The sequence below is a fragment of the Lentzea sp. NPDC051208 genome, assembly GCF_040682435.1.
In the GTDB taxonomy this organism is placed as follows: Bacteria; Actinomycetota; Actinomycetes; order Mycobacteriales; family Pseudonocardiaceae; genus Lentzea; species Lentzea kristufekii.
Genome location: NZ_JBFBAW010000006.1, coordinates 300,306 through 324,649, shown reverse-complemented (window position 1 = coordinate 324,649; position 24,344 = coordinate 300,306). Strand labels below are relative to the sequence as shown.

23 protein-coding genes are annotated in these 24,344 nt (G+C 69.0%); 15 read left to right on the top strand and 8 right to left on the bottom strand.

Going from position 1 to position 24,344, the window contains the following annotated elements; translation table 11 throughout:
- Nucleotides 1–22 precede the first annotated feature (22 nt).
- A complete protein-coding gene (locus AB0M48_RS17105; protein WP_266037804.1) occupies nt 23–583 on the top strand; it encodes a helix-turn-helix domain-containing protein in 561 nt (186 codons plus the stop codon).
- 7 nt (nt 584–590) lie between these two features.
- A complete protein-coding gene (locus tag AB0M48_RS17100) occupies nt 591–860 on the top strand; it encodes a DUF2277 domain-containing protein (RefSeq protein ID WP_363842295.1) in 270 nt (89 codons plus the stop codon).
- Here the strand turns inward: AB0M48_RS17100 and AB0M48_RS17095 are convergent.
- Nucleotides 857–1,072 carry a hypothetical protein gene (locus tag AB0M48_RS17095; RefSeq protein WP_363842292.1) on the bottom strand — a complete coding sequence of 72 codons (216 nt, stop codon included), beginning with the start codon at nt 1,070–1,072 and terminating at the stop codon, nt 857–859. The genes AB0M48_RS17100 and AB0M48_RS17095 overlap by 4 nt on opposite strands.
- A gap of 357 nt (nt 1,073–1,429) precedes the next feature.
- Here AB0M48_RS17095 and AB0M48_RS17090 point away from each other — a divergent pair, with 357 nt between their 5' ends.
- A complete protein-coding gene (locus AB0M48_RS17090; RefSeq protein ID WP_363842289.1) occupies nt 1,430–2,080 on the top strand; it encodes a hypothetical protein in 651 nt (216 codons plus the stop codon).
- A 196-nt stretch (nt 2,081–2,276) separates the two neighbouring features.
- On the opposite strand, the gene AB0M48_RS17085 is transcribed toward AB0M48_RS17090, so the two are convergent.
- Both AB0M48_RS17085 and AB0M48_RS17080 read right to left on the bottom strand, forming a co-directional pair.
- Nucleotides 2,277–2,918 (bottom strand): HNH endonuclease family protein, encoded by a 642-nt coding sequence (locus AB0M48_RS17085; RefSeq protein WP_363842286.1) that lies wholly within the window; start codon nt 2,916–2,918, stop codon nt 2,277–2,279.
- 63 nt (nt 2,919–2,981) lie between these two features.
- On the bottom strand, nt 2,982–3,929 hold the full coding sequence (locus AB0M48_RS17080; protein ID WP_319986689.1) for a methionyl-tRNA formyltransferase: 948 nt from the start codon (nt 3,927–3,929) through the stop codon (nt 2,982–2,984).
- A gap of 93 nt (nt 3,930–4,022) precedes the next feature.
- On the opposite strand from AB0M48_RS17080, the gene AB0M48_RS17075 reads away from it, so the two are divergent.
- Together AB0M48_RS17075 and AB0M48_RS17070 are read left to right on the top strand one after the other, a co-directional pair.
- Nucleotides 4,023–5,273 carry a SidA/IucD/PvdA family monooxygenase gene (locus AB0M48_RS17075; RefSeq protein ID WP_363842282.1) on the top strand — a complete coding sequence of 417 codons (1,251 nt, stop codon included), beginning with the start codon at nt 4,023–4,025 and terminating at the stop codon, nt 5,271–5,273.
- Nucleotides 5,270–6,805, top strand: a complete 1,536-nt coding sequence (locus tag AB0M48_RS17070; RefSeq protein WP_363842279.1) for an amidohydrolase — start codon at nt 5,270–5,272, stop codon at nt 6,803–6,805. Before AB0M48_RS17075 ends, AB0M48_RS17070 begins: the two co-directional genes overlap by 4 nt.
- Here AB0M48_RS17070 and AB0M48_RS17065 read toward each other — a convergent pair.
- On the bottom strand, nt 6,783–7,094 hold the full coding sequence (locus AB0M48_RS17065) for a helix-turn-helix domain-containing protein (protein ID WP_363842275.1): 312 nt from the start codon (nt 7,092–7,094) through the stop codon (nt 6,783–6,785). The two genes, AB0M48_RS17070 and AB0M48_RS17065, sit on opposite strands and share 23 nt — an antisense overlap.
- A gap of 39 nt (nt 7,095–7,133) precedes the next feature.
- A complete protein-coding gene (locus AB0M48_RS17060; RefSeq protein ID WP_363842272.1) occupies nt 7,134–7,943 on the bottom strand; it encodes a hypothetical protein in 810 nt (269 codons plus the stop codon).
- Nucleotides 7,944–8,094: 151 nt separating this feature from the next.
- Here AB0M48_RS17060 and AB0M48_RS17055 point away from each other — a divergent pair, with 151 nt between their 5' ends.
- Complete coding sequence (locus AB0M48_RS17055) at nt 8,095–9,567, top strand: CYTH and CHAD domain-containing protein (protein ID WP_363842269.1); 1,473 nt, start codon at nt 8,095–8,097, stop codon at nt 9,565–9,567.
- Nucleotides 9,568–9,674: 107 nt separating this feature from the next.
- Nucleotides 9,675–11,243 (top strand): beta-N-acetylhexosaminidase, encoded by a 1,569-nt coding sequence (locus AB0M48_RS17050; protein ID WP_363842266.1) that lies wholly within the window; start codon nt 9,675–9,677, stop codon nt 11,241–11,243.
- Between the two features lies 1 nt (nt 11,244).
- Here AB0M48_RS17050 and AB0M48_RS17045 read toward each other — a convergent pair whose 3' ends face one another.
- Nucleotides 11,245–12,582: an aldehyde dehydrogenase family protein gene (locus AB0M48_RS17045; RefSeq protein ID WP_363842263.1), complete on the bottom strand. Its 1,338-nt coding sequence runs from the start codon at nt 12,580–12,582 to the stop codon at nt 11,245–11,247.
- Between the two features lie 197 nt (nt 12,583–12,779).
- Here AB0M48_RS17045 and AB0M48_RS17040 point away from each other — a divergent pair, with 197 nt between their 5' ends.
- The 6 genes from AB0M48_RS17040 to yidC are packed head-to-tail and all read left to right on the top strand — an operon-like array spanning nt 12,780 to nt 17,560.
- Nucleotides 12,780–14,135, top strand: a complete 1,356-nt coding sequence (locus tag AB0M48_RS17040) for a GAF domain-containing protein (protein ID WP_363842260.1) — start codon at nt 12,780–12,782, stop codon at nt 14,133–14,135.
- Between the two features lie 59 nt (nt 14,136–14,194).
- Nucleotides 14,195–15,469 carry an NAD(P)/FAD-dependent oxidoreductase gene (locus tag AB0M48_RS17035; RefSeq protein WP_363842257.1) on the top strand — a complete coding sequence of 425 codons (1,275 nt, stop codon included), beginning with the start codon at nt 14,195–14,197 and terminating at the stop codon, nt 15,467–15,469.
- On the top strand, nt 15,447–15,989 hold the full coding sequence (locus AB0M48_RS17030) for a DUF402 domain-containing protein (protein ID WP_363842254.1): 543 nt from the start codon (nt 15,447–15,449) through the stop codon (nt 15,987–15,989). Before AB0M48_RS17035 ends, AB0M48_RS17030 begins: the two co-directional genes overlap by 23 nt.
- A complete protein-coding gene (locus tag AB0M48_RS17025; protein WP_363842251.1) occupies nt 15,956–16,573 on the top strand; it encodes a uridine kinase in 618 nt (205 codons plus the stop codon). Before AB0M48_RS17030 ends, AB0M48_RS17025 begins: the two co-directional genes overlap by 34 nt.
- Before the next feature lie 44 nt (nt 16,574–16,617).
- Nucleotides 16,618–16,902, top strand: a complete 285-nt coding sequence (locus tag AB0M48_RS17020; protein ID WP_229905080.1) for a DUF6412 domain-containing protein — start codon at nt 16,618–16,620, stop codon at nt 16,900–16,902.
- A 40-nt stretch (nt 16,903–16,942) separates the two neighbouring features.
- The gene (gene yidC, locus AB0M48_RS17015; protein WP_363842246.1) at nt 16,943–17,560 is read left to right on the top strand and encodes a membrane protein insertase YidC; all 618 of its coding nucleotides are present in this window, start codon (nt 16,943–16,945) and stop codon (nt 17,558–17,560) included.
- On the opposite strand, the gene AB0M48_RS17010 is transcribed toward yidC, so the two are convergent.
- Nucleotides 17,542–19,050 carry a helix-turn-helix domain-containing protein gene (locus tag AB0M48_RS17010; RefSeq protein ID WP_363842243.1) on the bottom strand — a complete coding sequence of 503 codons (1,509 nt, stop codon included), beginning with the start codon at nt 19,048–19,050 and terminating at the stop codon, nt 17,542–17,544. The genes yidC and AB0M48_RS17010 overlap by 19 nt on opposite strands.
- Nucleotides 19,051–19,177: 127 nt before the next feature.
- Here AB0M48_RS17010 and pruA point away from each other — a divergent pair, with 127 nt between their 5' ends.
- Nucleotides 19,178–20,803, top strand: a complete 1,626-nt coding sequence (gene pruA / locus AB0M48_RS17005; RefSeq protein ID WP_363842240.1) for an L-glutamate gamma-semialdehyde dehydrogenase — start codon at nt 19,178–19,180, stop codon at nt 20,801–20,803.
- Between the two features lie 85 nt (nt 20,804–20,888).
- Entirely contained in the window at nt 20,889–21,812 is a 924-nt protein-coding gene (locus AB0M48_RS17000; protein ID WP_363842725.1) for a proline dehydrogenase family protein, read from the top strand.
- Here AB0M48_RS17000 and AB0M48_RS16995 read toward each other — a convergent pair.
- Nucleotides 21,799–24,213: a hypothetical protein gene (locus tag AB0M48_RS16995; RefSeq protein ID WP_363842237.1), complete on the bottom strand. Its 2,415-nt coding sequence runs from the start codon at nt 24,211–24,213 to the stop codon at nt 21,799–21,801. The genes AB0M48_RS17000 and AB0M48_RS16995 overlap by 14 nt on opposite strands.
- Nucleotides 24,214–24,344 lie beyond the last annotated feature (131 nt).

Sequence of the window (24,344 nt, the reverse complement as noted above, 5' to 3'; positions counted from 1 at the left end):
TTTGGCAAAGTAAGTTGCTGTTATGGCAACAACCGTGGGGCAACGGCTCGCCGCGCTGCGAGCCGAGCACGACCTGACGCTGGCGACGTTGTCCGAGATGACGGGCATCTCGAAGTCGACGCTGTCGCGCCTGGAGACCGACCAGCGCAAGCCGACGCTGGAGCTGCTGCTGCCGTTGTCGCGGACCTACCAGGTGTCGCTGGACGACCTGGTCGGCGCGCCCGAGGTGGGCGATCCGCGCGTCGCGATGAAGCCGCGCCAGCTCGACCACGGCCGCGTCGGCATCCCGCTGACCCGCTCGATCGGGCCGCTGCAGGCGTGGAAGATGATCATCACGGACTCGGAGCTGCACGAACCGCGCGTGCACGAGGGCTACGAGTGGTTCTACGTGCTGAGCGGGCGGATCCGGATGCGGCTCGGCGACAAGGAGATCGTGCTGCGCGCGGGCGAGGTGGCCGAGTTCGACTGCCGGCAGCCGCACAGCTTCAGCAGCGCGGACGGCAGGCCCGCCGAGATCATCAGCCTGTTCGGCAAGCAGGGAGAACGCATCCACACCCGCGCGGCGCCGCCGAACAGGTCATAGTGGAGGCATGTGCCGAAACATCCGGGTGCTCCACAACTTCGAACCGCCCGCCACGTCCGACGAGGTGCAGGCCGCGGCGCTGCAGTACGTGCGGAAGGTGGCCGGGGCGACGAAACCGTCCGCGGTGAACCAGGCCGCGTTCGACAGGGCGGTCGCGGCGGTGGCTGCGGCGACGCAGGAACTGCTCGACGCGCTGGTGACCACGGCGCCGCCGAAGGACCGCGAGGTCGAGGCGGCGAAGGCCAAGGCGCGGGCCGCAGAGAGGTACGGGAGTTAGTTCTGCGCGCGGGTGTCGAGGTACATGCAGATCAGCTTGGCCGCGATGCCCGCGGAGCCGACGATGAAGGCCTGGTCCGGACCGAGCGTGACGGCGATGGCCCACAGCAGCAGCGCGATCAGCACGAGGATGACCGTCACCTGCATCGCGTGCGGCCAGTTGCCGGGGTGGACCAGCCACCTCCCCCACTGCCGCGGCTGCGGATCTTCCACGTCACCCGCTCTATCGGGTGAACGCTCCGCCCTTACCGCCATCGTGCTCCCTCGCCGTGATTCCTCCTGACGGATCCATTCTCCTGAGTTGATCTTCTACGGAGGGTTACTTCCGCTGGTCTTGCGGTAAGCGTTCGATGAGCGTCGACGAACGGCAGACGAACGGTCATCCGCTTGATCGGTTGCCGGTCCGTCACCGTCCGTTTACCGATTGCGATCCAGGTCGCAACTCTGCGTGTCACCTACTCGGGTGACCGCTCAACGCTGAGTAGCGGTTGCGCCGTTCGGAGCAGGCCCGTTTTTGTCAGACCCCTCGGATAACGTCAGGTGAAGCTCGCGGTACGAGGGGAGAAAACGTTGCCGGACAACAACGTCAGCGTCACCGCATTGTCGTTCACCGAGTACGTCATGAGCGGTCAGCGTGGACGCATCAACATCGTGTCGGAACAGCGGGGGATGTACCTGGCCTCCGACACGCGGGTGTGCGGGTTCTACAACCCGATCCGCGACGCCATGCGACGAGCGGTCAACTCGACCGAACCCGAGATCGAGCTCAAGAAGGCGATCATGAGCGCCAACCGCACGGGGCAGCCGCGGGCGTTCGAGGAGATCGCCGACGGCTTCCTGCCCTGGCTGGCGTCGTTCAAGGCGACGGGGGTGCCGGTGGAGGGCGCCACCTACCGCGCCGGCGAACTGACCCTGAAGGTGCGGCCGCACCTGGGGCTGCGCAAGAAGGACGGCACGACGTACGCGGTGCTGGTGCACACCAAGGAGGTGCCGCTGACGAGGGAGGCGGCCAACGTCGGGTTGCGGATCCTGCAGCACACGGTCGCGGACACGCTGCCCGGCGCCATCCCGATGGTGCTCGACGCGCGGCGCGGCAAGGCGTACCAGATGCCGGCGCGCACGAACCTCGGCAAGCTCGACGTGCTGATCGCCGCCGAGGCGATGGGGTACGTGACGCACTGGAAGCTGTCCGGTCTGTTCGAGTCCGTTCAGGTCGGGTAGGGGGAGAGACGACGCGGTCCGTCAAGGAGGGTCGGGCCGTGTCGTAGAACCCTCACGGGGGAGGAGTCGTCGGGGGCGCGGACCAGGTCGCTCAGGCAAGAGCCGAAGGGCGCGCCCGGGATCGCGTGGGCGGAGGCCGTGGAGCACCTGGGGTTCGCGTTTCCCGACGATTTCCGGCCGCGGTGGACCGGGCCGATCAGCAGGTCTTGAGCAACCCCGCCAAGGCGTCGTGCTCCGGCTGGTCCACGGTCAGCTTGTAGGCGATCTTCACCGAGATCCAGTGCTGCGCGTACGTGCACCCGTACGCCGTGACCGGCGGCTTCCACTTCGCCGGGTCCTGGTCACCCTTGGAGCGGTTGGACTTCGCGGTCACCGCGATCAACTGGACGCCGCCGAGGTCGTTGGCGAACGCCTTGCGCTCGTCGTCGGTCCACTTGTCGGCACCCGACCGCCACGCTTCCGCCAGCGGCACGGTGTGGTCGATGTCGACGTCACCCGCTTCCTTGATCACCACGCCGTCGTAGACGCTGTTCCAGGTGCCCGAGGTCGCCTTGCAGTCCTTGTCCGTCTTCACGTCGGCGCCCTGGCGCTGCAGCACGATCTCCCTGGTGTCACAGGAGTTTCCCTGCGAGGCCCAGTGCGGGAAGCGGTCGCGGCTGTAGCCGGCCATCTTGCCCTCCGGCGCGATCTTCAGGGCGGCGAGGTCCGACGAACCGGTCGGAACGGGCGCGGGCGTCGTGGGCGGATTCTGCTGGGACGACTGGAGATTCGTGAGGTACCAGCCGACCGCCACGAGCAGCACGAAGACCACCAGTGACGTCACCGCCGCGCGATTCATGCGCCCATGATCGACCATGCTGATCACGGACCGGTCACCCGGCCCGTGATCAGCGTGTCGGGACTACGGACGCGAGGTCAGGTAGCCGCCCATGTGCTTGAAGTACTCGTGCGCCTTGAGCTCGGTGCCATCCGCGGTACGAACCTTCTTGACCAGCAACGCCTTGCTCCTGCCGCGCCGGGCCTCGGCGCCGGCGACGATCGCCACGCCGTCGCCCTCGCGGTAGAAGATCCGGCCGGGAGTGCCGCCGTAGACCTCGGCGGAGACGTCCGCCTCGATGATCTCCAGGCGCTGGCCGCGGTGGAAGCAGAACGCGCTCGGGTACGGCGCGCACTGCGCGCGCACCAGGCGGTCCAGCTCCTCGGCGGTCCAGGTGAAGTCGATGCGCAGATCTTCCTCGGCGCGCTTGTGGAAGAACGAGGCCTGCGAACGGTCCTGCTTCTGGAAGTCCGTGCGGCCGGACGCGATCTCGGCGAGGCCGTCGACCGTGATCGGACCGAAGAGCTCCAGCGTCTTCTCGAACAGCACGGCCGTGGTGTCGCGCGGGCCGACCGGGACCGAGCGCTGCAGCACGATGTCGCCGGCGTCGAGCGTGTCGTCCATCATGTGCGCCGTCACGCCGACTTCCTTCTCGTCGTTGAGAAGCGCCCAGATCAACGGCGAGAAGCCCGCGTACTTCGGCAGCAGCGAGTCGTGCACGTTCAACGTGCCGTGCTTGGGCAGCGCGAAGACCTGCGGCGGGATCCACGTCCGCCAGTTGCAGGCGACGATCACGTCCGGCTCGGCGGCCTTGAGCGCGTCGAGCAGCTCCTGGTCCTCCGGGCGTTCGCGGACCAGGACCTCGACGCCGTTCTCGCGGGCCAGGTCCTCGACCGAATCGCTCCAGACCTTCTCGTACGCGCCCTCTCCCTTGGGGTGGGTCACCACCAGGACGACCTCGTGCTCGGACGCCAAAAGTGCCTGCAGGGTGCGATGACCCCAGGTCTGGAACCCGAACATGACGACCCTCATGGGGGTGTCCTCCTTCACTCCGGTGCGATACGGTCAGGCTAACCTAACTGACGGCTTGCCAAGGCAGCTTAGGCTGCCCTAAGTTCGGTGCTCATGCATCCGATCTACGACATCGTCGGTATCGGGTTCGGTCCTTCGAACCTGGCGCTCGCCATCGCTCTGACCGAGCACAACGAGCAGGCCGAAACCCCTGTCACCGCGGTGTTCCTGGAACGCCAGGAGGCGTTCGGGTGGCATCGGGGCATGCTCCTGGACGACGCCACCATGCAGGTGTCGTTCCTCAAGGACCTCGTCACCATGCGGAACCCGACCAGTCGTTTCTCGTTCCTGTGCTACCTGCGGGACCGCGGCCGGCTGATCGACTTCGTCAACCACAAGAACCTGTTCCCGCTGCGCGTCGAGTTCCACGACTACTTCGAGTGGGCCGCGGCCCAGGTCGACGACGTGGTCACCTACGGCACCGAAGCCGTTGGCGTGGAAGCGATCCAGGACGACCTGTTCGAGGTGACAACGGCCACTGGTGACGTGTACCACGCCCGCAACCTCGTCTTCGCGACCGGACTGCGCCCGACCGTGCCCGAGGGCATCACGCTGTCGGACCGCGTGTGGCACAACAGCGAGTTCCTGCACCGCGTCGGCACGCTGAAGGACCCGAAGCGCTGCGTCGTCGTCGGTGCCGGGCAGAGCGCCGCGGAGGCCGTGGCGTACCTGCACCGCCAGTTTCCCGGCGCCGAGGTGTGCTCGGTGTTCTCCCGCTACGGCTACTCCCCCGCGGACGACAGCTCGTTCGCGAACCGGATCTTCGACCCCGAGGCCGTCGACCACTACTACGACGCCCCGGACGCCGTGAAGCAGCGGTTGATGGACTACCACCGCAACACCAACTACTCCGTGGTCGACGTCGACCTGATCGCGCAGCTCTACCGCACCGCGTACCAGGAGAAGGTGCTGGGCACCGAGCGCCTGAAGATGATGAAGATGACCCGGCTCGTCGCGGTGGAGGAGTCTGCGGACGGCGCGCGTGCGGTGATCCAGTCGCTCGTCACCGGTGAGCAGGAGTTCGTCGACACCGATCTCGTGCTGCTCGCGACCGGCTACGACGAGGCCGCGCCGGTTCTCGGTTCGCTGGACGAGACGTGCGCACGCGACGAGGCCGGCCGTCTGGTCGTCGGCCGCGATTACCGCCTTCAGACGTCGCTCAGGGGCGGCATCTACCTGCAGGGCGGCACTGAGCACTCGCACGGCATCACGTCGTCGCTGCTGTCCAACGTCGCGGTGCGGTCGGGTGAGATCCTGACGTCCGTGCTGACCAACACTCCCGTGCCGGTCCTCGCGACCGCGTGAGACTCGACCTCAAGCTGACGGGCTGCCGGGCCATCACGATGGACCCGGCACGCCCCGCCGCGCACACGATCGGCATCTGGCAGGGCCGCATCGCGGGACTGGACGAGCAGGTCGCGGACCTGCCCGCGACCGAGACCGTCGACCTGGGCGGAGCCGTGGTGCTGCCCGGTTTCATCGACGCCCACACGCACCTCGCGTGGAACGGCCGCCGCGCGATCGACATCACCGGCCTGACGACGGTCTCCCAGATCCTCGACCGCCTCGCCAACGCCCCCGGCACGGGCTGGATCGAGGCGTCCGGTTACGACCGCCGGATCATGGACCGCCCGCTCACCGCGCTGGACCTCGACCGGATCAGCGACGGCCGGTCGGTGTACGTCGCCGACCTGTCCGGTCACGCCTGCGTCGTGAACTCCGTGGTGCTGAAGCAACTTCCGGAGATCACGAGTGACGGCTGGCTGACCGAGAACGAGCAACTGGCCGCCCGCACGTTGCGGCTGCCGCACTCGCTCGACGAGATCACCGCCGAGCTGCGCGAGAGCGCCCGTCAGGTGCTGTCCGAGGGCGTGACGATGTGCGCGGAGGCGGGCATCGGCGCGGGCCTGATCGCCAGCAGCCCCCTCGAAGCCGCCGCGTACCAACGCGCCCGGCTGCCGATCCGCGTGCAGCTCATGGTGTCCGCGCACGTCCTGCACGACGTCACCGCCGACCCGTCCGACGGCGTTCCGCGCGCGATCGACCTCGGGCTGCACACCGGTTTCGGCGACGACATGCTGTCGTTGGGAGCCCTGAAGCTGTGGACCGACGGCGGCATGATGGCGCGCACGGCCGCGTTGTCCGAGCCGTACCTCGGGACCGGTGGCTCGGGTCAGCTCGCCGAGTCCGAGGAGTTCATGCGGGCGGCGATCATCGACGGCCACCACGCCGGCTGGCAGCTCGCGATCCACGCGATCGGCGACAGGGCCATCGACTTCACCTTGGACGCGGTCCAAGAAGCGCAACGGCAACGCCCGCGCCCCGACGCCCGGCACCGCGTCGAGCACTGCGGGCTCGTCCGCCCGGACCAGCTCGGCCGGATCGCCGCGCTCGGCCTGGTTCCCGTCGTCCAGCCGACGTTCCTGCACTCCTACGGCGACGACTACAGCGAGATCATGGGCCCGCGCCGGGCGCCGTGGATGTACCGCGGACGGTCGTTCCTCGACCACGGCATCACCGTCGCGGGCAGCTCGGACCGGCCGGTCGCGGACGGGGCACCGTTGCGCGCCATCGAGTTCATGGTGCGCCGGAGGTCGTCCAGCGGCCGGGCGGTCGGACCGGACGAGGCGATCACCGTGGAGGAGGCGATCCGCGCGTACACGCTCGGCAGCGCCTACGCGTGCCGCAAGGAGCACGTGCTGGGCAGCCTCACCCCGGGCAAGCTCGCGGACCTCGTCGTGCTCGGCGAGGACCCGCGCACGAGCGACGCCATCGCGGAGATCCCCGTGCTCGCCACCGTGGTCGGCGGCACCGTCATGACTCAGCGATCTTCTTGATGGCGGCCAGCCGCTGGTCCCACTGGGAGGCGAGCGAGGCCATCCAGGAGGCGGTGGCGTCGAGCGCGCCCGACCGGACGGAGAAGTTGTTCTCCCGGCCGGCGCGCTCGGAGGCCACCAGCTCCGCCTTCTCCAGCACACCCAGGTGTTTCACGATCGCCTGCCGGCTCACCGGCAGTTCGGCGGCGAGCGCCGACGCCGACGCCGCACCCTTCGCCGCGACCAGGTCGAGGATCCGCCGGCGCATCGGGTCGGCGAGCGCGGCCAAGACGTCATCGACCTGACTCACTCGCGCACCCCTTCTGCAACCCGACGGTTGCAGAACAGGCTACTGCAGGTGGAAGGTCGCGGCCAACGTCGTCAGGCGGTCGGTGATGTCGGCGTGGACGTTCGCGCGGCGGACCCAGTTCTCACTGCCGGACGACGCGGACGGCGGCGTGCCCAGCGGCGTGACCGCGTCCGTGACGCCGTACTCCAGCCGGTACGCGAGCACCGCGATCGCCGACTCGAGCCAGAACGACGGGTCCGGCGTCGGGATTTCGCCCAGTCCGACCCGGAACCACACCGGCATCCGCGCGTACTGCCCGAGCGCCTGCGAGATGCGCCGCTCGGCCGCGTCCTTGATCTCGCCGCGGGCCTTGTCCCCCGCGAGCACGGCCTCGGTGCGCCACTGCTCGCCCATCGCGTCCTCGTCGGCCTCCAGCCGCTCGGCGGCCCGCCGCGCGCTGGCCTCGTTCGCGTTGATCAGCCACTCCATCTGGCGCACCTCGTGCGACAGCGCGTCCCGCTCGAACCGGGGCACCCGCCCACCGTCCAGTTTGGACCTGGCCTCGTCGCGGCGGGCCTTGAGCCCGTCGAACTCGAGCACCTCCTGCCTGAGGGCGATCCGGGCCGGGTCAGCGAGGATCTCCTGCTCGGCGTCCCACGCCCTGCGCAGTGCCTCGACCAGCGGCTCGACCTCGCCGGTCACCGCGTCGAGGTCGGCCAGCGGCCCGTCCCCGGCACCGGACAACCGCCGTTCCAGCACCGTCAGCCGGGCCGTGACGCGCTCGAGTTCCGCCGTGAGCTGACCGACGTGACTGATCAACGTGGCGACCTGCGGCTCGACCACGTCGAGCCGTTCCTTCTCCGTGGGCACGCGACCAGCGAACCGGACACAGTGGACCGGGAAAAGCGGGTACCCGACCAATGCACGCATTAGAGGCGTGGTTCCGCCCGGCCGTGGCGCCCACCCTCACGCACCGTCACCACAGTGGGTGAACCCGGACAGAACGAGGTATTAATAGAAAATGGCGACCTCCGTTACTGAGACCGAACGCAAGTACGAGGCACCATCGGACGCGAGTCTGCCGGACCTCACCGAGATCACCGGCGTGGCGACCGGCCCGGAAGAGTTCGATCTCGAAGCCACCTACTTCGACACCGACGACTACCGCCTGGCCCGCGCCGGCGTGACGCTGCGCAGGCGGGTGGGTGGCAACGACGAGGGCTGGCACCTCAAACTCCCGGCAGGTGAGGACTCCCGCCAGGAACTCCACGTCCCCCTGGGCCGCGCCGTGAAGAAGCCCCCGAAGGACCTCTCCTCCCTGGTCCGCGCCCACACCAGGGGCGGCGACCTGAGCCCGGTGGCCGAGATCCGCACCAACCGCCGCCGCTGGCAGCTCTCCAACGGCAACGGCGACATGCTCGCCGAGGTCGTCGACGACGTGGTCACCGCCCAGACCATGGGCTCCTCCACCACGACCACCTCGTGGCGCGAGATCGAGGTGGAACTGGGCGAAAGCGGCGACCGCGCTCTCCTCGACACGGTCGAACGCCACCTGGCCGACGCGGGCATCGTCCCGTCGTCCTCGAAGTCCAAGCTCTCCCAGGTGATCGGCGTGAAGCGGGACTCAGGTCCCACCCTCGGCAAGAAGCCGACGGCGGGCGACGTGGTCCTCGCCTACCTCTACGAACAACGAGCCGCGCTCCAGAACCAGGACCCCCGAGTCCGCCGCAACGAGGACGACGCCGTCCACCAGATGCGAGTGGCCACCCGCCGCATGCGCTCGGCCCTCCAGGCCTTCGGCAAGATCGTCGACCGCGAGCAGACCCGAGCCCTGACCGACGAACTGAAGTGGCTGACCTCCGTCCTGGGCACCTCGCGCGACCTGGAAGTGCTCCGCATGCGCTTCGAAGAGGGCCTGCACGCCCTCCCGCCGGAACTGGTCCTGGGTGACGTGGCCGCCCGCACGACCCGCTACTTCGCTCCGCTGGAAGCCAAGGCGCACAAGGACTCCGTGGCCGCGCTGGACAGCGAGCGCTACTTCACCCTCCTCAACACCATCGACACGCTGCTGTCCACGCCCCCTTTCACGTCCCTTGCCTCAGGCAAGGCGAAGGACGTCCTCCCGCGCCTGGTGGAAAAGGCCCGCCACCGCCTGGACGTCCGCGTGGAGGAAGCACTGGCCACCAGCGACAGCGACGAACCTCTCCACGAGGCCCGCAAGGCGGCGAAACGCCTGCGCTACTCGGCCGAGGTCGCCGAGCCCGCACTCGGCAAGCACGCCAAGGCCCTGCGCAAGCGCGCGAAGGACGTCCAAACCGTGCTGGGCGACCACCAGGACTCGGTGGTCGCACGCCCGGTCCTGCTGGAACTGGGCAGGGGCGACGAGAACGGCTTCACGTTCGGCCTGCTCTACGGCAAGGAGGTGGAGCTGGCGCACAAGACGGAAGCAGCCCTCCCGGCCCTGTGGCACAAGCTGAGCAAGGAACACCTCTGACCACGCGGGCAGAGCGGCGAAATTGGTCTGAACCTTGACACCGAATCCCGCCCCTGAAACCGTGACCGAACGCCGCCGAGTCCCCCCAATGCCCAGTGGAGGATGGCGTGAAAGCGAAACAACTGCAGGCCGCACTAGCGGCACTGGTGATCGCCGGATCAGGAGTGCTGGTGACCAACACAGCAGAAGCGGCAGCCCCGAGCACCCTCCAAGAGCTGGTCCCCCAGCCGGTCCAGGTGCAGCCCCACCGGGACATCACCTTCGCCCTGACCGCGGCAGCCAAGATCCAGCTGACGACCCAGGACGCCCGCAGACCGGCCGAGCTGCTGGCGAAGGTCCTGCGTCCCTCCACGGGCTACGCCCTGCCTGTCACGAACGGCATCTCAGGCCACGGCGTAGTCCTGACCGGCGGCGCGGACCCCAAAACCGGCCCAGAGGGCTACCAGCTGGACGTGACCCCGAAACAGGTGGTCATCCGCGCGAACTCCCAGGCCGGCCACTTCAACGGCATCGCCACCCTGCGCCAGCTCCTCCCGCCCAAGGCCGAGGCCAGAACGAAGCAGCCGGGCCCGTGGAAGGTGCCGGGCGCCAGCATCCTCGACCACCCCAGGTACCACCACCGGGGCGCGATGCTCGACGTCTCCCGCCACTTCTTCACCCCGGACCAGGTCAAGCGCTACATCGACCAGATCGCCGCGTTCAAGATCAACTACTTCCACCTCCACCTGAGCGACGACCAGGGCTGGCGGCTGGAGATCAACAGCTGGCCCGAGCTGACCAGGATCGGTGGCAGCACGGAGGTCGGCGGCCGGACGGGCAAGCTCTTCTACACCCAGAGCCAGTACAAGGACATCGTCGCCCACGCGGCGAGCAGGGGCATCACGGTCATCCCCGAGTTCGACATGCCGGGCCACACCAACGCCGCGCAGGCGAGCTACGCCGAGCTGAACTGCGACGGCAAGAAGCGCCCGCTCTACACCGGCACCGAGGTCGGCTTCAGCTCCCTCTGCATCAACAAGGACATCACCTACAAGTTCGTCGAGGACGTGGTCCGGGAGGTCTCCGCGATCACCCCCGGCCCGTACTTCCACATCGGCGGCGACGAGGCGCACAGCACCCCTGACGCCGACTACGTGACGTTCATGAACCGGGTCCTGCCCATCGTCAAGAAGTACGGCAAGACCACCACCGGCTGGCACGAGTTCATCAAGACCACCGGGGACACCGCGGTCATCCCGCAGTTCTGGGGCACCACCACGACCGACGCCAGCGTGGCCGCGGCGGCCCAGCGGGGCAACAAGGTGCTGATGTCTCCGGCGAACCGCATCTACCTCGACATGAAGTACGACGAGAACACCGAGCTCGGCCTGGACTGGGCGGGCCTGGTCGAGGTCAGGGACGCCTACAGCTGGAACCCCGGCGCGTACCTGCAGGGCGTCACCGAGGGCAGCGTGCGCGGCGTCGAGGCTCCACTGTGGACGGAGACCATCCGGACCTCCGCCGACATCGAGCACATGGCGTTCCCGAGGCTCCCGGTCGCGGCCGAGCTCGGCTGGTCTCCGGCATCTGTCCACAACTGGGACCGCTTCGCCCCGCGCCTGGGCGCGCAGGGGCCGCGCTGGAAGGTCCAGGGCGTCAACTTCTACGCGAGCCCTCAGGTGCCGTGGAAGAAGTGACTCAGAAGTGGCCCTGCCCGCGGTCGGAGTAGCTGACCAGCAGGTGCTTCACGCGGCGGTACCCGGCGAGCACGGCGGTGTTCGCCGGGTACGCGTGGTAGTTGTTGACCCACACCCGTTCGGCGCGCAGGTCCTGGCCGACGTTGTGCGCGAGTGCCACGTCGCGGCACCAGATGCCGGCGCCGAGCTGGGCGACGGCCTCGTTGGCGATCTTCAGGGCGTCGTCGCGGTCGTCGAACCTGGTCACCGACACGACGGGACCGAGCACGTCGTCGGAGAACACGCCCGAACGGTGGTCGCCCTCGAAGATCGTGGGCTGCACGAAGTGCCCGGAGGCCTCGCCGCCGGTCACCAGGCGGGCGCCCTCGGCCTTGCCGCGCTCCACGTACGCAAGAACTCGATCGCGTTGCGCAAGACTCACGACAGCGCCGACCATCGTGTCCGTGTCGAGCGGGTCACCCGAGCGCAACGCCTCCGTCCGGACCGTCGCGAGGTGCAGGAACTCCTCGTAGACGGCGGTCTGGATCAACGCGCGCGACGGGGCCGTGGAGACCTCGCCCTGGTTGGCCGCGAACATCACGAAGCCCTCCAGCGCCTTGTCCAGGAAGCTGTCGCGGCGCGCCGTGACGTCGGAGAAGAAGATGTTCGGGCAGCGGCCGGCGACGACGGGGTGGTCGTCGGAGCCGGTGACGACGTTGACGACGCCGGGCGGCAGCAGGTCGGCGATCACGCCCAGCAGGACGTGGATCGACGCCGGCGTCTGCAGGGCGGGCTCCAGCACCACGGCGTTGCCGGCGGCCAGCGCGGGTGCGAGCACCCGGCACGCGTTCATCAGCGGGAACGTCCACGAGACGCGCTCGTGCACGACGCCGATCGGCTGGAACGAGCGGTAGTCGAAGGTGCTGCGGCCGAGCTGCTCGACCTCGCCCACCTCGGCGCGGACGACGGCGGCGTACTGGCGGAACAGCTCGATCAGCATCGGGACGTCGGCGACCAGGGCCTCACGGACCGGCTTGCCGTTGTCCCATGTCTCGGCGACGGCGAGTTCGGTCGCGTGCTCTTCGATGCGGTCCGCGATCTCGCACAGCACGGTGGCGCGCTCTCGGGGCGTGGTGTTCCCCCACGCGCGTGCGGCGCCACTGGCCGCGTGCATCGCACGGGCGCGGTCGGCGTCGGTGCCACGGGCGACCTCGGTGAAGACGTCTCCGGTCACCGGCGTGACGTTCTCGACGTACTCGCCGGTCACGGGTGACACGTAATCGCCGCCGATGAAGTGGTCGTACCTCGCTCGGTACGCGACCACGCTGCCGGGCTGCCCCGGCGCCGCGTACTGCGTCATTCTCGACTCCCTGCCAGAGATGGGCCACTCGATGCCCGGGGTGGGGAAAATGAGAAAGTAGGCAGCAGAACGTTGCATGCCCGTTGCAAGCCGTGGATGGATCAGTGACCCACGAACCTGGGCAACACGCACTGTTGCTGAGTCGAGTCAGAGAAGCCGTGTTGAGTGGTACTCACACGGTTGATTTGCCACGCTCGGTGATTTCCGCGTCGTGGCAGCGGTCACTCGCCGCCAACGTCGATCCAGACCTGCACACCGCGCCGACCGTGTTCGCCGCCGACGAGCTCTCGGACCTGCGCGAACGGCACCCGCTGCACCCGACGCTGCCGCTGCTGCGCGAGACGTTGCTGGGCTTCGCGGAAGAGGCGAAGCACATCATGATCGTCGCGGACGCCCAGGGCCACATCCTGTGGTGCGAGGGCTCCAAGGACACCCGCGGCAGCGCCGAGGACGTCGGCCTGGCGGAGGGAACGCTCTGGTCGGAGGGTGCGGCGGGGACGAACGGGATGGGCACCGCGCTGGCGGTGAACTCCCCCGTCACGGTCCACTCGGCCGAGCACCTCGTGCGGACCTACCACCACTGGACCTGCGCGGCGAGCCCGATCCGCGACCCCGATACGGGAACCACGATCGGGGTCGTCGACCTCAGCGGCCCGATCGAGACGGTTCATCCCTCGATGGTGGCGCTCGTCTCGGCGTCGGCCCGCCTCGCCGAGTCGGAGATGCTCGCCCGGATGCACGCGCAGGACGAGGACCTGCGGGCGCGCAACATGCGCCACCTGATCGCGTTGCGCGGTGAGCCCGGCGCGTTGCTCAGCCCGACCGGACGGGTCGTGGCCGTCGAGCCGTACGGCCTGCTGCCCTCGCGCGTCGACGTCTCCGCGGACCGGGTCGAACTCCCGGACGGCCGCGAGGCGGTGCTGGAGCCGCTCGCCCACGGCTATCTGCTGCGCGTTCCCCGGCAGCGGCACGTGCGGCGCAGCGTGCTGTCGCTGTCGTTCCTGCTGCCGGAGCCCAAGGTCGTGCTGGACGGCCGCGAGGTGCCGATCTCGTTGCGGCACGCGGAGATCCTGGCGGCGCTGACGTTGCAGGGCAGGCTGACGGCCGGCCAGCTCGCGTTACGTCTCTACGGCGAGCGCGGCAACCCGACGACCGTGCGCGCCGAGCTGCACCGGCTGCGGGCCCAGCTGGGCCCGGACGTCCTCGCGACCAGGCCGTACCGGCTCACCGCCGACGTCGAGACCGACTTCCTCGCGGTGCGGGCCGCCCTCAAGGCCGGTGACGTGCCGCTGGCCGCGAGCAGGTACCGCGGCTCACTGCTGCGCCGCTCCGAGGCACCCGTCGTGCTGGCCGAGCGGGACGACCTGGCGACCGGGGTGCGCAAGGCGGTTCTCCAGCGCGGCGACGCGAACGCGCTGTGGACGTTCACCCAGACCGACTCCGGCGAACACGACGTCGAGGCGCTGGAACAGCTGGTCAAGCTGCTGCCGCCGGACGACGTCCGGCTCGCCATCGCCACCGCCCGGCTCCGGAGACTCAGTCAGGACGATTGACAAGACTCTCAGAAACTGAATATCTTCCTTGCTAAGATACTTGGCAAGGGGGAGTTGTCATGCGTGTACTCATCATCGGAGCGGGCACCGGTGGCTTATGCCTGGCGCACGGGCTGAAGAAGGCCAGCGTGGACGTGGCCCTGTTCGAACGCGATCGCACGCCGCGCAGCATGGTGATCGGCTACCGCGTCGGGATCAGCCCGGACGGCAGCAAAGCGCTGCACAGCTGCCTGCCACCGGATGTGTTCGCCGAGTTCGTCCGCACCACCGCCCGGCCGCCCAAGCACATCGTCATGCGCACCGAGAAGTACAAGGAACTGCTGGTCGGCGACATCGACACGGACCGCGACGCCAGCCGCAGCGAGAAGTCGGTCAGCCGGATCGCGATGCGCACGGCGTTGCTCGGCGGCCTGGACGACGTCGTCCGGTTCGACAAGACGTTCACGCACTTCACCCAAAACGACGACGGCACCGTCACCGCGTTCTTCGGCGACGGCACGTCCGAGACCGGTGACGTGCTGGTGGGCGCGGACGGCGCGCAGTCGAAGGTGCGCAGGCAGTACCTGCCGGACGCCGAGGTGGTCGACACCGGCATCACGTCGATCGCGGGCAAACTGCCGCTGACCGACGAGAACGTGAAGCTGCTGCCACCGCTGGCCGACGGCGGCATCACGTTGGTGTTCGGCCCGCACGGCGAGTTCGTGATCATCCACGTGATGCGCTTCGACGGCACGGGTGTCGAGGACGACTACATCATGTGGGGCTACGCGGCCTCGCACGACAAGTTCCCGGACATGAAGGGCATGAGCCAGGCCGAGCTCAAGCAGGTCGTGCTGAACCTGACGCCGAAGTTCCACCCGCACCTGCGCAAGCTCTTCGCGCTGGCCGTTCCGGAGACCGTGTTCCAGATCAGGGTTCGCACGTCCGAGCGGCTGAGGCCGTGGCAGCCGAGCAACGTCACGATGATCGGCGACTCTGTGCACATCATGACGCCCGGCCGCGGCATCGGCGCGAACACGGCGCTGCGGGACGCGGAACTGTTGTGCCGCAAGCTCGTCGAGGCCCACGCGGGCAAGGACGCCGTGCAGGCGATCGGCGAGTACGAGCGGGAGATGATCGAGTACGGGTTCGAGGCCGTAAAGGCGTCGCGCGAGATGATGGACGGCACCAGCCTGGTCCACAAGCCCGTGATCGGACCGGTCGTGGCGGCGTTCTCCCGGACGTTCCTGCGCGTCACCAACGCCGTGCCGGTGCTCAAGCGGAAGATGCTGGCCCAGGACGCGGCGGAGCGTGATCACGTAAGTTCTGACCATGAGGTTGTTCACGCCCGGTGAGGTCGTAGTGCGGCGTGAGGTGCTGCACGGCAAGGTGTGGTCGGAGATGCCGACCAAGGTGGTCGTCGACGAGCCGGGCCTGCTGGCGGTGTTCGTCGAGCCGGGCACCCGGCTCACCTACCCCGACCACCACCACCCGCACCCGTGGGACAAGCCCGAACGCGGCTTCTGGCGCGGTCACGGCAAGCTCATGCTGCACCGCCCGCGGGACGCCTACTCCGTCGACCTGTTCTGGAAGGGCGACGACCGGGTGTTCGGCAACTACTACCTGAACCTGCAGGCGCCCTACCGCCGCGTCGAGGACGGATTCGAGACCCTCGACCACGCGCTGGACTACACCCTGGCGCCGGACGGCACGTGGGAGCAGCGCGACCTCGACGAGTTCGAGGAGCAGGTGGCGTCGGGCAAGTACTCCGCCGCCGAGGCGGAAGCGATCAGGGCCGAGGGGCTCAAGATCGAGAAGATGCTGGCGTCCGGCGAGATCTGGTGGGACACGGCCTGGGCGGACTGGCACCCGTGAAGGTCCGGCCGCTCACGTTCGACACGCTCGTCGCCGAGATCGTCACCCGCGTTCAAGCGCTGCCGGGCCGGACGCGTGTCCTGATCGACGGCGCACCCGCCGCCGAGCCGGGCACGCTCGCGGACGCCGTCGTGGAACCGTTGCGCGCCTTGGGCCGCGCGGTGCGGCGCGTGTCCCTCGACGACTTCCTGCGACCGGCGTCGGTGCGGCTGGAACACGGCCGGACCGACTCGTACTCCTACCGGCACGACTGGTTCGACTTCGGCGGCCTGCAGCGCGAGGTCCTCGACCCGGCGATGGACGGCAAGGTGCTGCCGTCGTTGTGGAACGCCGCCACGGACCGCGCCAGCCGCGCCGAGTACGTCGACGTGCCGGAGAACGGGGTCGTGCTCGTCGACGGCACCTTGATGCTCGACCGGTGGTTGCCGGCCGAGCTCACCGTGCACCTGTGGCTCTCCCCCGGCGCGCTGAAGCGCAAGACCGCCGAGGAGTGGACGCTGCCCGCGTTCGACGACTACGAGCCGGTGGCCGACCTCTTCGTGCGCTACGACCACCCGGAACGGCCAGGTCTGGTCGAGTCGTGAACCGCGAGGCGAGGAACCGGCCGTGGTTCGGTAGTCTGCGAGGTATGTGGCGGCCGGAGACCAAGCAGCGAGCGATGCTCGTGCTCGCGGTCTTCCTGCCCGCCCTCTACGCCTTCACGTTGTTCTCGTCTCCGACCGAGGTCGTCGCGGCCGTGACCGCGCTCGCCCTCGCGTTGATCGTGGTCGTCGCGCTGGTGCCGCTGTCGGTGGCACCGGCGCGGTCGCTCTCGATCCGCGAACGAGCCCAGCGCACGGCACAACTGCGGCTGCGAAACCCAGATGCCGCAGGCAAGTCCCGTCCTCGAGCACCGGGATGCCGGACGTTCTGACACGTCCCGCACGTCCCAACTCAAGACGGAGAAACCTCCCTTGTTCGCAGACCTGGGCGCTGCCCTGGCCGGCTTCGGCATGCCCGCGCTCGCCATCGTCCTGTTCACGATCGTCGTGCGGCTCGCGCTGCACCCCTTCTACCGCGCGGCCGTGCGCGGGGAGAAGGCCAAGGCCAAGCTCGCGCCCGAGATCCAGAAGCTGCAGAAGAAGTACGGCAAGGACCTGATGCGGTTCTCCGAGGAGTCGCAGAAGGTCTACAAGCGCAACGGTGTGTCGATGTTCGCGGGCATGCTGCCGATGCTCGCGACGATCCCGTTCTTCATGGTCGTCTACCAGGTGGTGACGACGCCGAACCCGTTGCTGGAGGGCACGTTGTTCGGCGTCTCGCTCGGCGCGCACTTCACGTCCGGCTTCGCATGGGTGTTCTTCGTGCTGTTCGGGCTGCTGGCGGTGGTCGCCTATGTGACCGTGAAGTGGCAGCAGTCGCGGATGACCACCACGCCCGCGCCGGGGTTCATGACCGGGCTGGTCAAGGTGCTGCCGTTCGGGACGATCCTGGTGGCCGCGTACCTGCCGCTGGCCGCCGGGCTGTACCTGCTCACCACGACCACGTGGACGATCGCGGAACGGGCGCTGCTCTACCGCATCCTGAGCTGAAGCTGGGCGATGAGCCGGACGAGCGGGTCGTCCAGGTCCAGGTCGATCCGCTTGAGCCGGTACCTGAGCGTGTTCGGGTGCACGTGCAGCCGGTCTGCTGCGGCACGCACGTCACCCAACGCGTCGAGGTAGGCGAGCAACGACTTCGCGAGCTCCGGGTCCAGTGCGTCGATCCTCGGGTCCCGGATGCGCGGATTGTCCTGCAGCAGCGCCAGGATCTCGCTCACGAGCACCTGCGAGCGGACGTCGGCGAGCGTCGCCACCTCGGCGTCGAGGTCGCGGGCCATCGCGTCCAGCACGCGTTCGGCCTCCTGGCGGGAGACCTGCGCGTCGTCCAGTGTGGACACCGTCGAGCCGACCGCCGCCTGGACCGCCGTGTGCAGGTGACGGCGTGCGGTGGTGACGATCTCCCTGGTCAGGCTCAGGAGCTGGGCGTTCGGGGCGAGGTCCGGCAGCAGCACGTAGGTGCGGCCGCCGGACTCGCTGACCAGCGCGCTGCGCCGGTACGCCGCCGCGTGCACGGAGATCAGGCCGGTCATCTCGGCGCGGCGGAGTTCGTGTTCGCTGCGGTCGCCCTCGGCGCTGCGCACGGCGAACACCACGACGGCGGCGGGTTTCTTCGGGTCGGCGCCGATCTGGCCGGCGACGGTGGCGGCGTCCATGCGGCCGGTGAGCAGGGCGGCGAGGAGGTTCTCGCGGAACCTCGACGTGGGCTGGTTGCGCTGCTGGATGAGGTGCGGTGCCGTGACGCGGGCGGCGCCGAGCAGGGCTCGTTCGGCCTGCTCGGTCAGCGGCTGGTCGCCCTCCTGCACCCAGATCGTGCCCAGCGGCTGCCGGCCCGCGTGGATGCCGACCGCGATGCGCCGGCGGATGCCCAGCTCAGGGCGTTCGTCGATGCGGACGACCTCTTCGCCCGAGCGCAGCAGGTTGTAGACGCCCCACTCGCGGAGCATCTTCAGGTACGGCTCGGGGCCCTGACGGCCGAGGATCGACAGCCGGCGCAGCTCGTCGACCTCGTCGGACGAGCGCGAGTAGGCGAGCACGCGGCTCGCGGTGTCCTCGATGCTGACGATGCCGCCGGTCAGGGTGGCAATCGTCTGCGCGAGCGCGAACAGGTCGCCGAGGACCTCGCCGTCGTCGGTCGTGGTCGTGAGGACGCCCTTGGCGAGCGACTCCAGGTGGCCCCAGCGGACCTCGGGCCTGACTTCGAGCAACGCCACGCCGGCGTCCACGGCGGCCTGTTCGAGCGGCTTGGACGACTCCTTGACGGCGACCGCGGCCGCTTTCGCTCGTCCGGCGGCCCTGATCAGCGGCAGGGCGGCGCGGCCACGTGCACCGATGACCAGCGCGAGGTCGCCCTGAGCCACGTCCGGCGGGTCGTCCGGGTCCATGATCACGACGTCGCGCACGTCGACCTCCAGGCCGTTGGGGGCGACCTGCAGTTCGACGAGTGGATCACCGAGTGCGATCAGGATGTGGCGGAGGCTCATAGCCAGGAGGCATTCAGCACTGTTCGATCGTACATCTGACCTGGTGAATCTTGGCGGTCTGCACAACCGAGGCCAGGTCGCGCGGACTTACGGTGTGCGTACCGAACAAGCCCATAAGGAGTTGCGAGTGGACGCGGTCACCCAGGTTCCCGCCCCGGTCAACGAGCCGGTCCTGCAGTACGCCCCCGGTACCCCGGAGCGCGCTGAGCTGCAGGCCAAGCTGGTCGAGCTGCAGAAGGAGCCGCTCGATCTGACGCTGACCATCGGCGGCGAGCAGCGCATGGGTGGCGGTGAGCGTTTCGACGTCGTCCAGCCGCACAACCACCGCTCGGTCCTCGGCACGCTGGCCGGCGCGACCCAGCAGGACACGACCGACGCGCTGCGGGCCGCCCGCGAGGCCGCTCCGGCGTGGCGCGCGATGTCGTTCGACGACCGCGCGGTGATCATCCTGCGTGCCGCCGACCTGCTCGCCGGCCCGTGGCGTCAGACGCTGAACGCCGCGACGATGCTCGGCCAGTCGAAGACCGCGATCCAGGCGGAGATCGACTCGGCCTGCGAGCTGATCGACTTCTGGCGCTTCAACGTGCAGTTCGCCCGCAACCTGCTGGCCGAGCAGCCGATCTCCTCCCCCGGCGTGTGGAACCGCACGGACCACCGTCCGCTCGAGGGTTTCGTCTACGCGATCACGCCGTTCAACTTCACCGCCATCGCCGGCAACCTGCCGACCGCGCCCGCGCTGATGGGCAACGTGGTGCTGTGGAAGCCGTCGCCCACCCAGTCGTTCGCCGCGCACCTCACCATGCGGCTGCTGGAAGAGGCGGGCATGCCGCCCGGCGTCATCAACCTGCTGCCCGGTGACGGCCTCGCCGTGTCCGAGGTGGCGCTGAACTCCCCCGACCTCGCGGGCATCCACTTCACCGGCTCCACCGCGACGTTCCAGAAGCTGTGGGCGCAGGTCGGCTCGAACATCGCGAACTACCGCTCGTACCCGCGCATCGTCGGCGAGACCGGTGGCAAGGACTTCATCCTGGCGCACCCGTCGGCCGACCCGGACGTGCTGCGCGTCGCCCTGATCCGCGGTGCTTTCGAGTACCAGGGCCAGAAGTGCTCCGCCGCGTCGCGCGCCTACGTGCCGCGCTCGGTGTGGAACAAGATCTCCGACCAGTTCCTGGCCGAGGTCGACGCCCTGACCTACGGCGACGTCACCGACTTCTCGAACTTCGGTGGCGCGGTGATCGACCGCCGTTCGTTCGACAAGCTGTCGGGCGTGCTGCAGGCCGCTCGCGCGGACTCGTCGCTGGAGATCGCCGCCGGTGGCACCGCGGACGACAGCGACGGCTTCTTCGTCCGGCCGACCGTGCTGCTCGGTGCCGACCCCACGAACTCCGTGTTCACCACCGAGTTCTTCGGGCCGGTGCTCGCGATCCACGTGTTCGAGGACGCGGACTACCTGACCGTGCTCAAGCAGATGGAGAGCGCGGCGCCCTACGGCCTGACCGGCTCGATCATCTCCCGTGACCGCGCCGCCGTGGCGCACGCGCAGGAAGAGCTGCGGTTCGCCGCCGGCAACTTCTACGTCAACGACAAGCCCACCGGTGCCGTCGTGGGCCAGCAGCCGTTCGGCGGCGGTCGCGCGTCCGGCACGAACGACAAGGCGGGGTCGGTCCACAACCTGCTCCGCTGGGTCAGCCCGCGCTCCATCAAGGAGACCTTCGCGGCGCCCACCTCCCACCTCCACCCGCACCAGGGCTGATACCCAAGCCCGAAATTGATGAGGGGAGCTTTCATCAACCACAAGTTGATGAAAGCTCCCCTCATCGACCTCACCCGAGGAAGTGATCATGCGTAGTGTGCTGCTCGCTGCGTCCCGGAGTGCCGGTGCGCGCAAGCTCGTCGAGTCGACACCGCTGACCCGGCCCGTCGTCGAGCGGTTCGTCGCCGGTGCCGACGTCTCCTCCGCGATCCGCGCGACCGCCGAGGTGCTCGCGGACGGTCGTCTGGTCACGCTCGACCACCTCGGCGAGGACACCTTCGAGGAGTCGCAGGCCAACGCCACCGTCGAGGCGTACCTGACGCTGCTGTCGAGGCTGGAGTCGCAGGGGCTCACTCAGGGCGCCGAGGTGTCGGTCAAGCTGTCGGCCGTCGGCCAGTCACTGGCGATCGACGGCGAGAAGATCGCGCTGGAGAACGCACGGCGCATCTGCACGGCGGCCGCCGTCGTCGGCACGACCGTGACGCTGGACATGGAGGACCACACCACCACGGACTCCACGCTGGGCATCCTGCGGGAGCTGCGGGTGGACTTCCCGTGGGTGGGCGCGGTGCTGCAGGCGTACTTGAAGCGCACCGAGCAGGACTGCCGTGACCTGGCGTACGCCGGTTCGCGCGTGCGCCTGTGCAAGGGCGCGTACCAGGAGCCTGCTTCCGTTGCGTACCAGGACAAGCACGACGTCGACCTGTCGTACGTGCGCTGCCTGAAGATCCTCATGGAGGGCGACGGCTACCCGATGGTGGCCTCGCACGACCCGCGCCTGATCGCGATCGCCGCCGACCTGGCGTCCGCGCGCTCCAAGGACTCCTACGAGTTCCAGATGCTGTACGGCATCCGGCCCGAGGAGCAGCGCCGCATCGCCGCCGAGGGCAACCGCATGCGCGTGTACCTGCCGTACGGTGACGAGTGGTACGGCTACTTCATGCGCCGTCTCGCGGAGCGTCCGGCCAACGTGGCGTTCTTCGCACGCTCGCTGCTCACCAAGAGCTGAGTTCCTCGGCCGTTTCCAGCGCGAACTGCAACTTCACCGGCTCACCTGCCCCGCGGAGGATTTCGACCGCGTGGCGGGTGAGCCGGAGTGCTTTCTCCGTCTCGTACCTCGTCTCGGCGCAGAGCCGGCCGTAGATCGTCACCGCGTCGGCGTAGTCGGCGCTGACGTCGAGGTCGAGTCCCGCCATGTGCCACAGCACGATCGCGATGTGCGCGGTGTTGCGCGCCTCTTCTTTGCGTTCCGCGGCACGGAGTCTGCACACGTGCCGTTGCAGGGCCGAGAGGTAGACGGTGGCCGCTGTCCTCGACCGCAGCGCCCGGCAGATCTCGACCGTGAACTCGGACAGCCCCACCGCGCGGACGTGGTGGTCCGCATCGGACAGTGCGCGGGCCGTGTTCTGCAGCGGTGGCGCCAGCTTCGCGCCGAAGAACTCGACGAGCTGCGACGGCAGGCGGTGGCAGAGGTCGAGGCACTCGTCGGCCGTGGTCATCGCCTGACCGTCCTGGCCGTGCAGGAGCTGCTGCTCGACCAGCGTCGCGAGGGCGATCACGAGGCCCGCCTGGTTCGAGACGAGGTCCTCGGCGACCAGTTCCCGGTACACCTCGACGGCCTCCTCGGCCGCGCCGACGTCACCCACGACCTTGGCGACGTTGAGCAGTGCGGCGCCCAGGCCCTTGCGGTCCCCCGTCTCGCGCCAGAGCATGACGGCCTCGCGCGCGGTGAGCGCGGCGTCGATGTCGTCGGCCAGCTCCAGCAACGCCTGGCTGCGCCGCGTCAGCGCGTCGGCGAGTTCGCTGCCGAACGTCTCCGGGTGGGCGACGGCGAGACGGCGGAACAGGTCCACGGCCTCCTTCAACGTCTCGCTGGCGGCCTCGGCCCTGTCCAGGTCCAGGAACATGACGCCGGCCGTGACGAGGTTGCGGGCGAGCTCGGGTTCGAAGCGCGGGTCCTCCTGCGCGACCACCCTCCAGTTCGCGATGGAGAGCTGCATCGAGTCGGCCGCGTGCTGCCTGTTGCCCTCGAAGTGGAAGCGGCGGGCCATCACGGCGGCGACCCTCGCGAAGTCGGCGCGGAAGAGCGCCGGGTGGTTGTTCGCGAGCTCCTGGAAGAGCAGCGTGGCGCGGCTGATGGCGGTCGTCGCGTCCTCGTCGCGGCCGAGCGTCTGGTAGCGGTAGCTGATCTGCTCCAGCGCGGACGCGAGTTGCGGGATGGTCTCCGGGTCGTCCTCCGCGATCTCGCGCCAGAGGTCGATCGCCTCCTCGGAGACGGCGAGCACCTCGTCGTTGCGCTGGGCGTTGATGAGCCTGAGCGCCAGGTCCCCCAGCGCGTCCGCGAGCAGCGGCCGGTTCTCCCGGTCGCGCGCCACGAGCTCGCGGTAGCACCCGACCTCGGCCTGGGAGGCCTCGACGGACTCCTGGCGCAGGCCGCACAGCATCGTGCGGGCGCTCAGCATCCCGTACATCTCGGCGCGTTCGAGGACGTCGTCGGCGCGCTCGAGCAGCCGGCGGGTGAGGATCGACGGGATCGCGTCGGTGGCGAACCGCTCGTCGCGGAAGACCTGGCGGGCGATGGCCTCCACGGTGGCGGTGGACCCGATCTCCGCGGCGATGCGGAGGCTGTCGCGGGCCATGTCGCGCACGATCTTCGGGTTGCCCGTGATCAGCTCGTCGAGGCGTGGCCTCAGTGCCGGCCAGCGCTGCGCGGCGCGTGCCAGCAGGTCCGGATCCGGGGTGTCCGGGGTGGCGACCGCCAGGTAGTCCTCGGCGATGCGGCCGGTCTTGCGGCCGGTGTCGCGCTTGAGGAGCTGCCGGACGAGCTGGGTGCGGTTCACGTCGCACGGATCGCCGTGCACTGCGGTCAGCGCGGCCATGTGCAGGTCGAGGACGGTCTCCTGGGCGATGTTGGGCGGTGGCTCGTCCGGGGCCGTGACGTCGAGCTCCTTGGCGAAGTGCTGGCAGGCGAGCGTGAACGACTCCTCGCGGTCGTCGAGCGTCGCGGCGAGCTCGACCGCCATGACCTCGTGGTCGAAGTCCGCGATGCGCTGACGGGTGGAGGACCACCACCAGCCCGTGATCCTCGCCGCGAGCAGCACCCGCGTGCGCGCCGGTCCGTGCCGCAGCGTGTCCTGCAGCAGCAGGAAGACGTCCTGCCAGCGGAGCCGGTCGGCGTCGTCGATCACCAGCAGCCTGCCGTGCTCGGCGTCGTCCCAGCACTCCTCCTGGAACTGCTGGAGCAGCCTGGTCTTGCCCGCGCCCGCCGGGGCGTACAACAACAGGGACGCCTGTAGCGCGGGGCTGTCGCGCCACAGCGTCAGTGTGTGCAGCTCGGATTCTCTGCCGTGAAAGGGGACCACCTGCCGGGTGGGATCCAGCAATGCGGCAACGCTGAGTGCTCGGTCCACCGTCACATAGTCGGTCGCCGGTCAGCCGAGGGGTAGGAAGACCACACCATCGTGGCCTTTTCCCGATTTTCCTTCACCTCAACGTCTACTGGCTTGGAGAAGGTCCACCAGCTACGTGCGACGGCGTCGGT

Excerpts from the sequence above, each read along its gene's own strand:
- AB0M48_RS17105 (WP_266037804.1), top strand. The coding sequence starts at position 23 with ATGGCAACAACCGTGGGGCAACGGCTCGCCGCGCTGCGAGCCGAGCAC.
- AB0M48_RS17100 (WP_363842295.1), top strand. The coding sequence starts at position 591 with ATGTGCCGAAACATCCGGGTGCTCCACAACTTCGAACCGCCCGCCACG.
- AB0M48_RS17085 (WP_363842286.1), bottom strand. The coding sequence starts at position 2,918 with ATGAATCGCGCGGCGGTGACGTCACTGGTGGTCTTCGTGCTGCTCGTG.
- AB0M48_RS17080 (WP_319986689.1), bottom strand. The coding sequence starts at position 3,929 with ATGAGGGTCGTCATGTTCGGGTTCCAGACCTGGGGTCATCGCACCCTG.
- AB0M48_RS17075 (WP_363842282.1), top strand. The coding sequence starts at position 4,023 with ATGCATCCGATCTACGACATCGTCGGTATCGGGTTCGGTCCTTCGAAC.
- AB0M48_RS17055 (WP_363842269.1), top strand. The coding sequence starts at position 8,095 with ATGGCGACCTCCGTTACTGAGACCGAACGCAAGTACGAGGCACCATCG.
- AB0M48_RS17045 (WP_363842263.1), bottom strand. The coding sequence starts at position 12,582 with ATGACGCAGTACGCGGCGCCGGGGCAGCCCGGCAGCGTGGTCGCGTAC.
- AB0M48_RS17035 (WP_363842257.1), top strand. The coding sequence starts at position 14,195 with ATGCGTGTACTCATCATCGGAGCGGGCACCGGTGGCTTATGCCTGGCG.
- AB0M48_RS17030 (WP_363842254.1), top strand. The coding sequence starts at position 15,447 with ATGAGGTTGTTCACGCCCGGTGAGGTCGTAGTGCGGCGTGAGGTGCTG.
- AB0M48_RS17020 (WP_229905080.1), top strand. The coding sequence starts at position 16,618 with ATGTGGCGGCCGGAGACCAAGCAGCGAGCGATGCTCGTGCTCGCGGTC.
- AB0M48_RS17010 (WP_363842243.1), bottom strand. The coding sequence starts at position 19,050 with ATGAGCCTCCGCCACATCCTGATCGCACTCGGTGATCCACTCGTCGAA.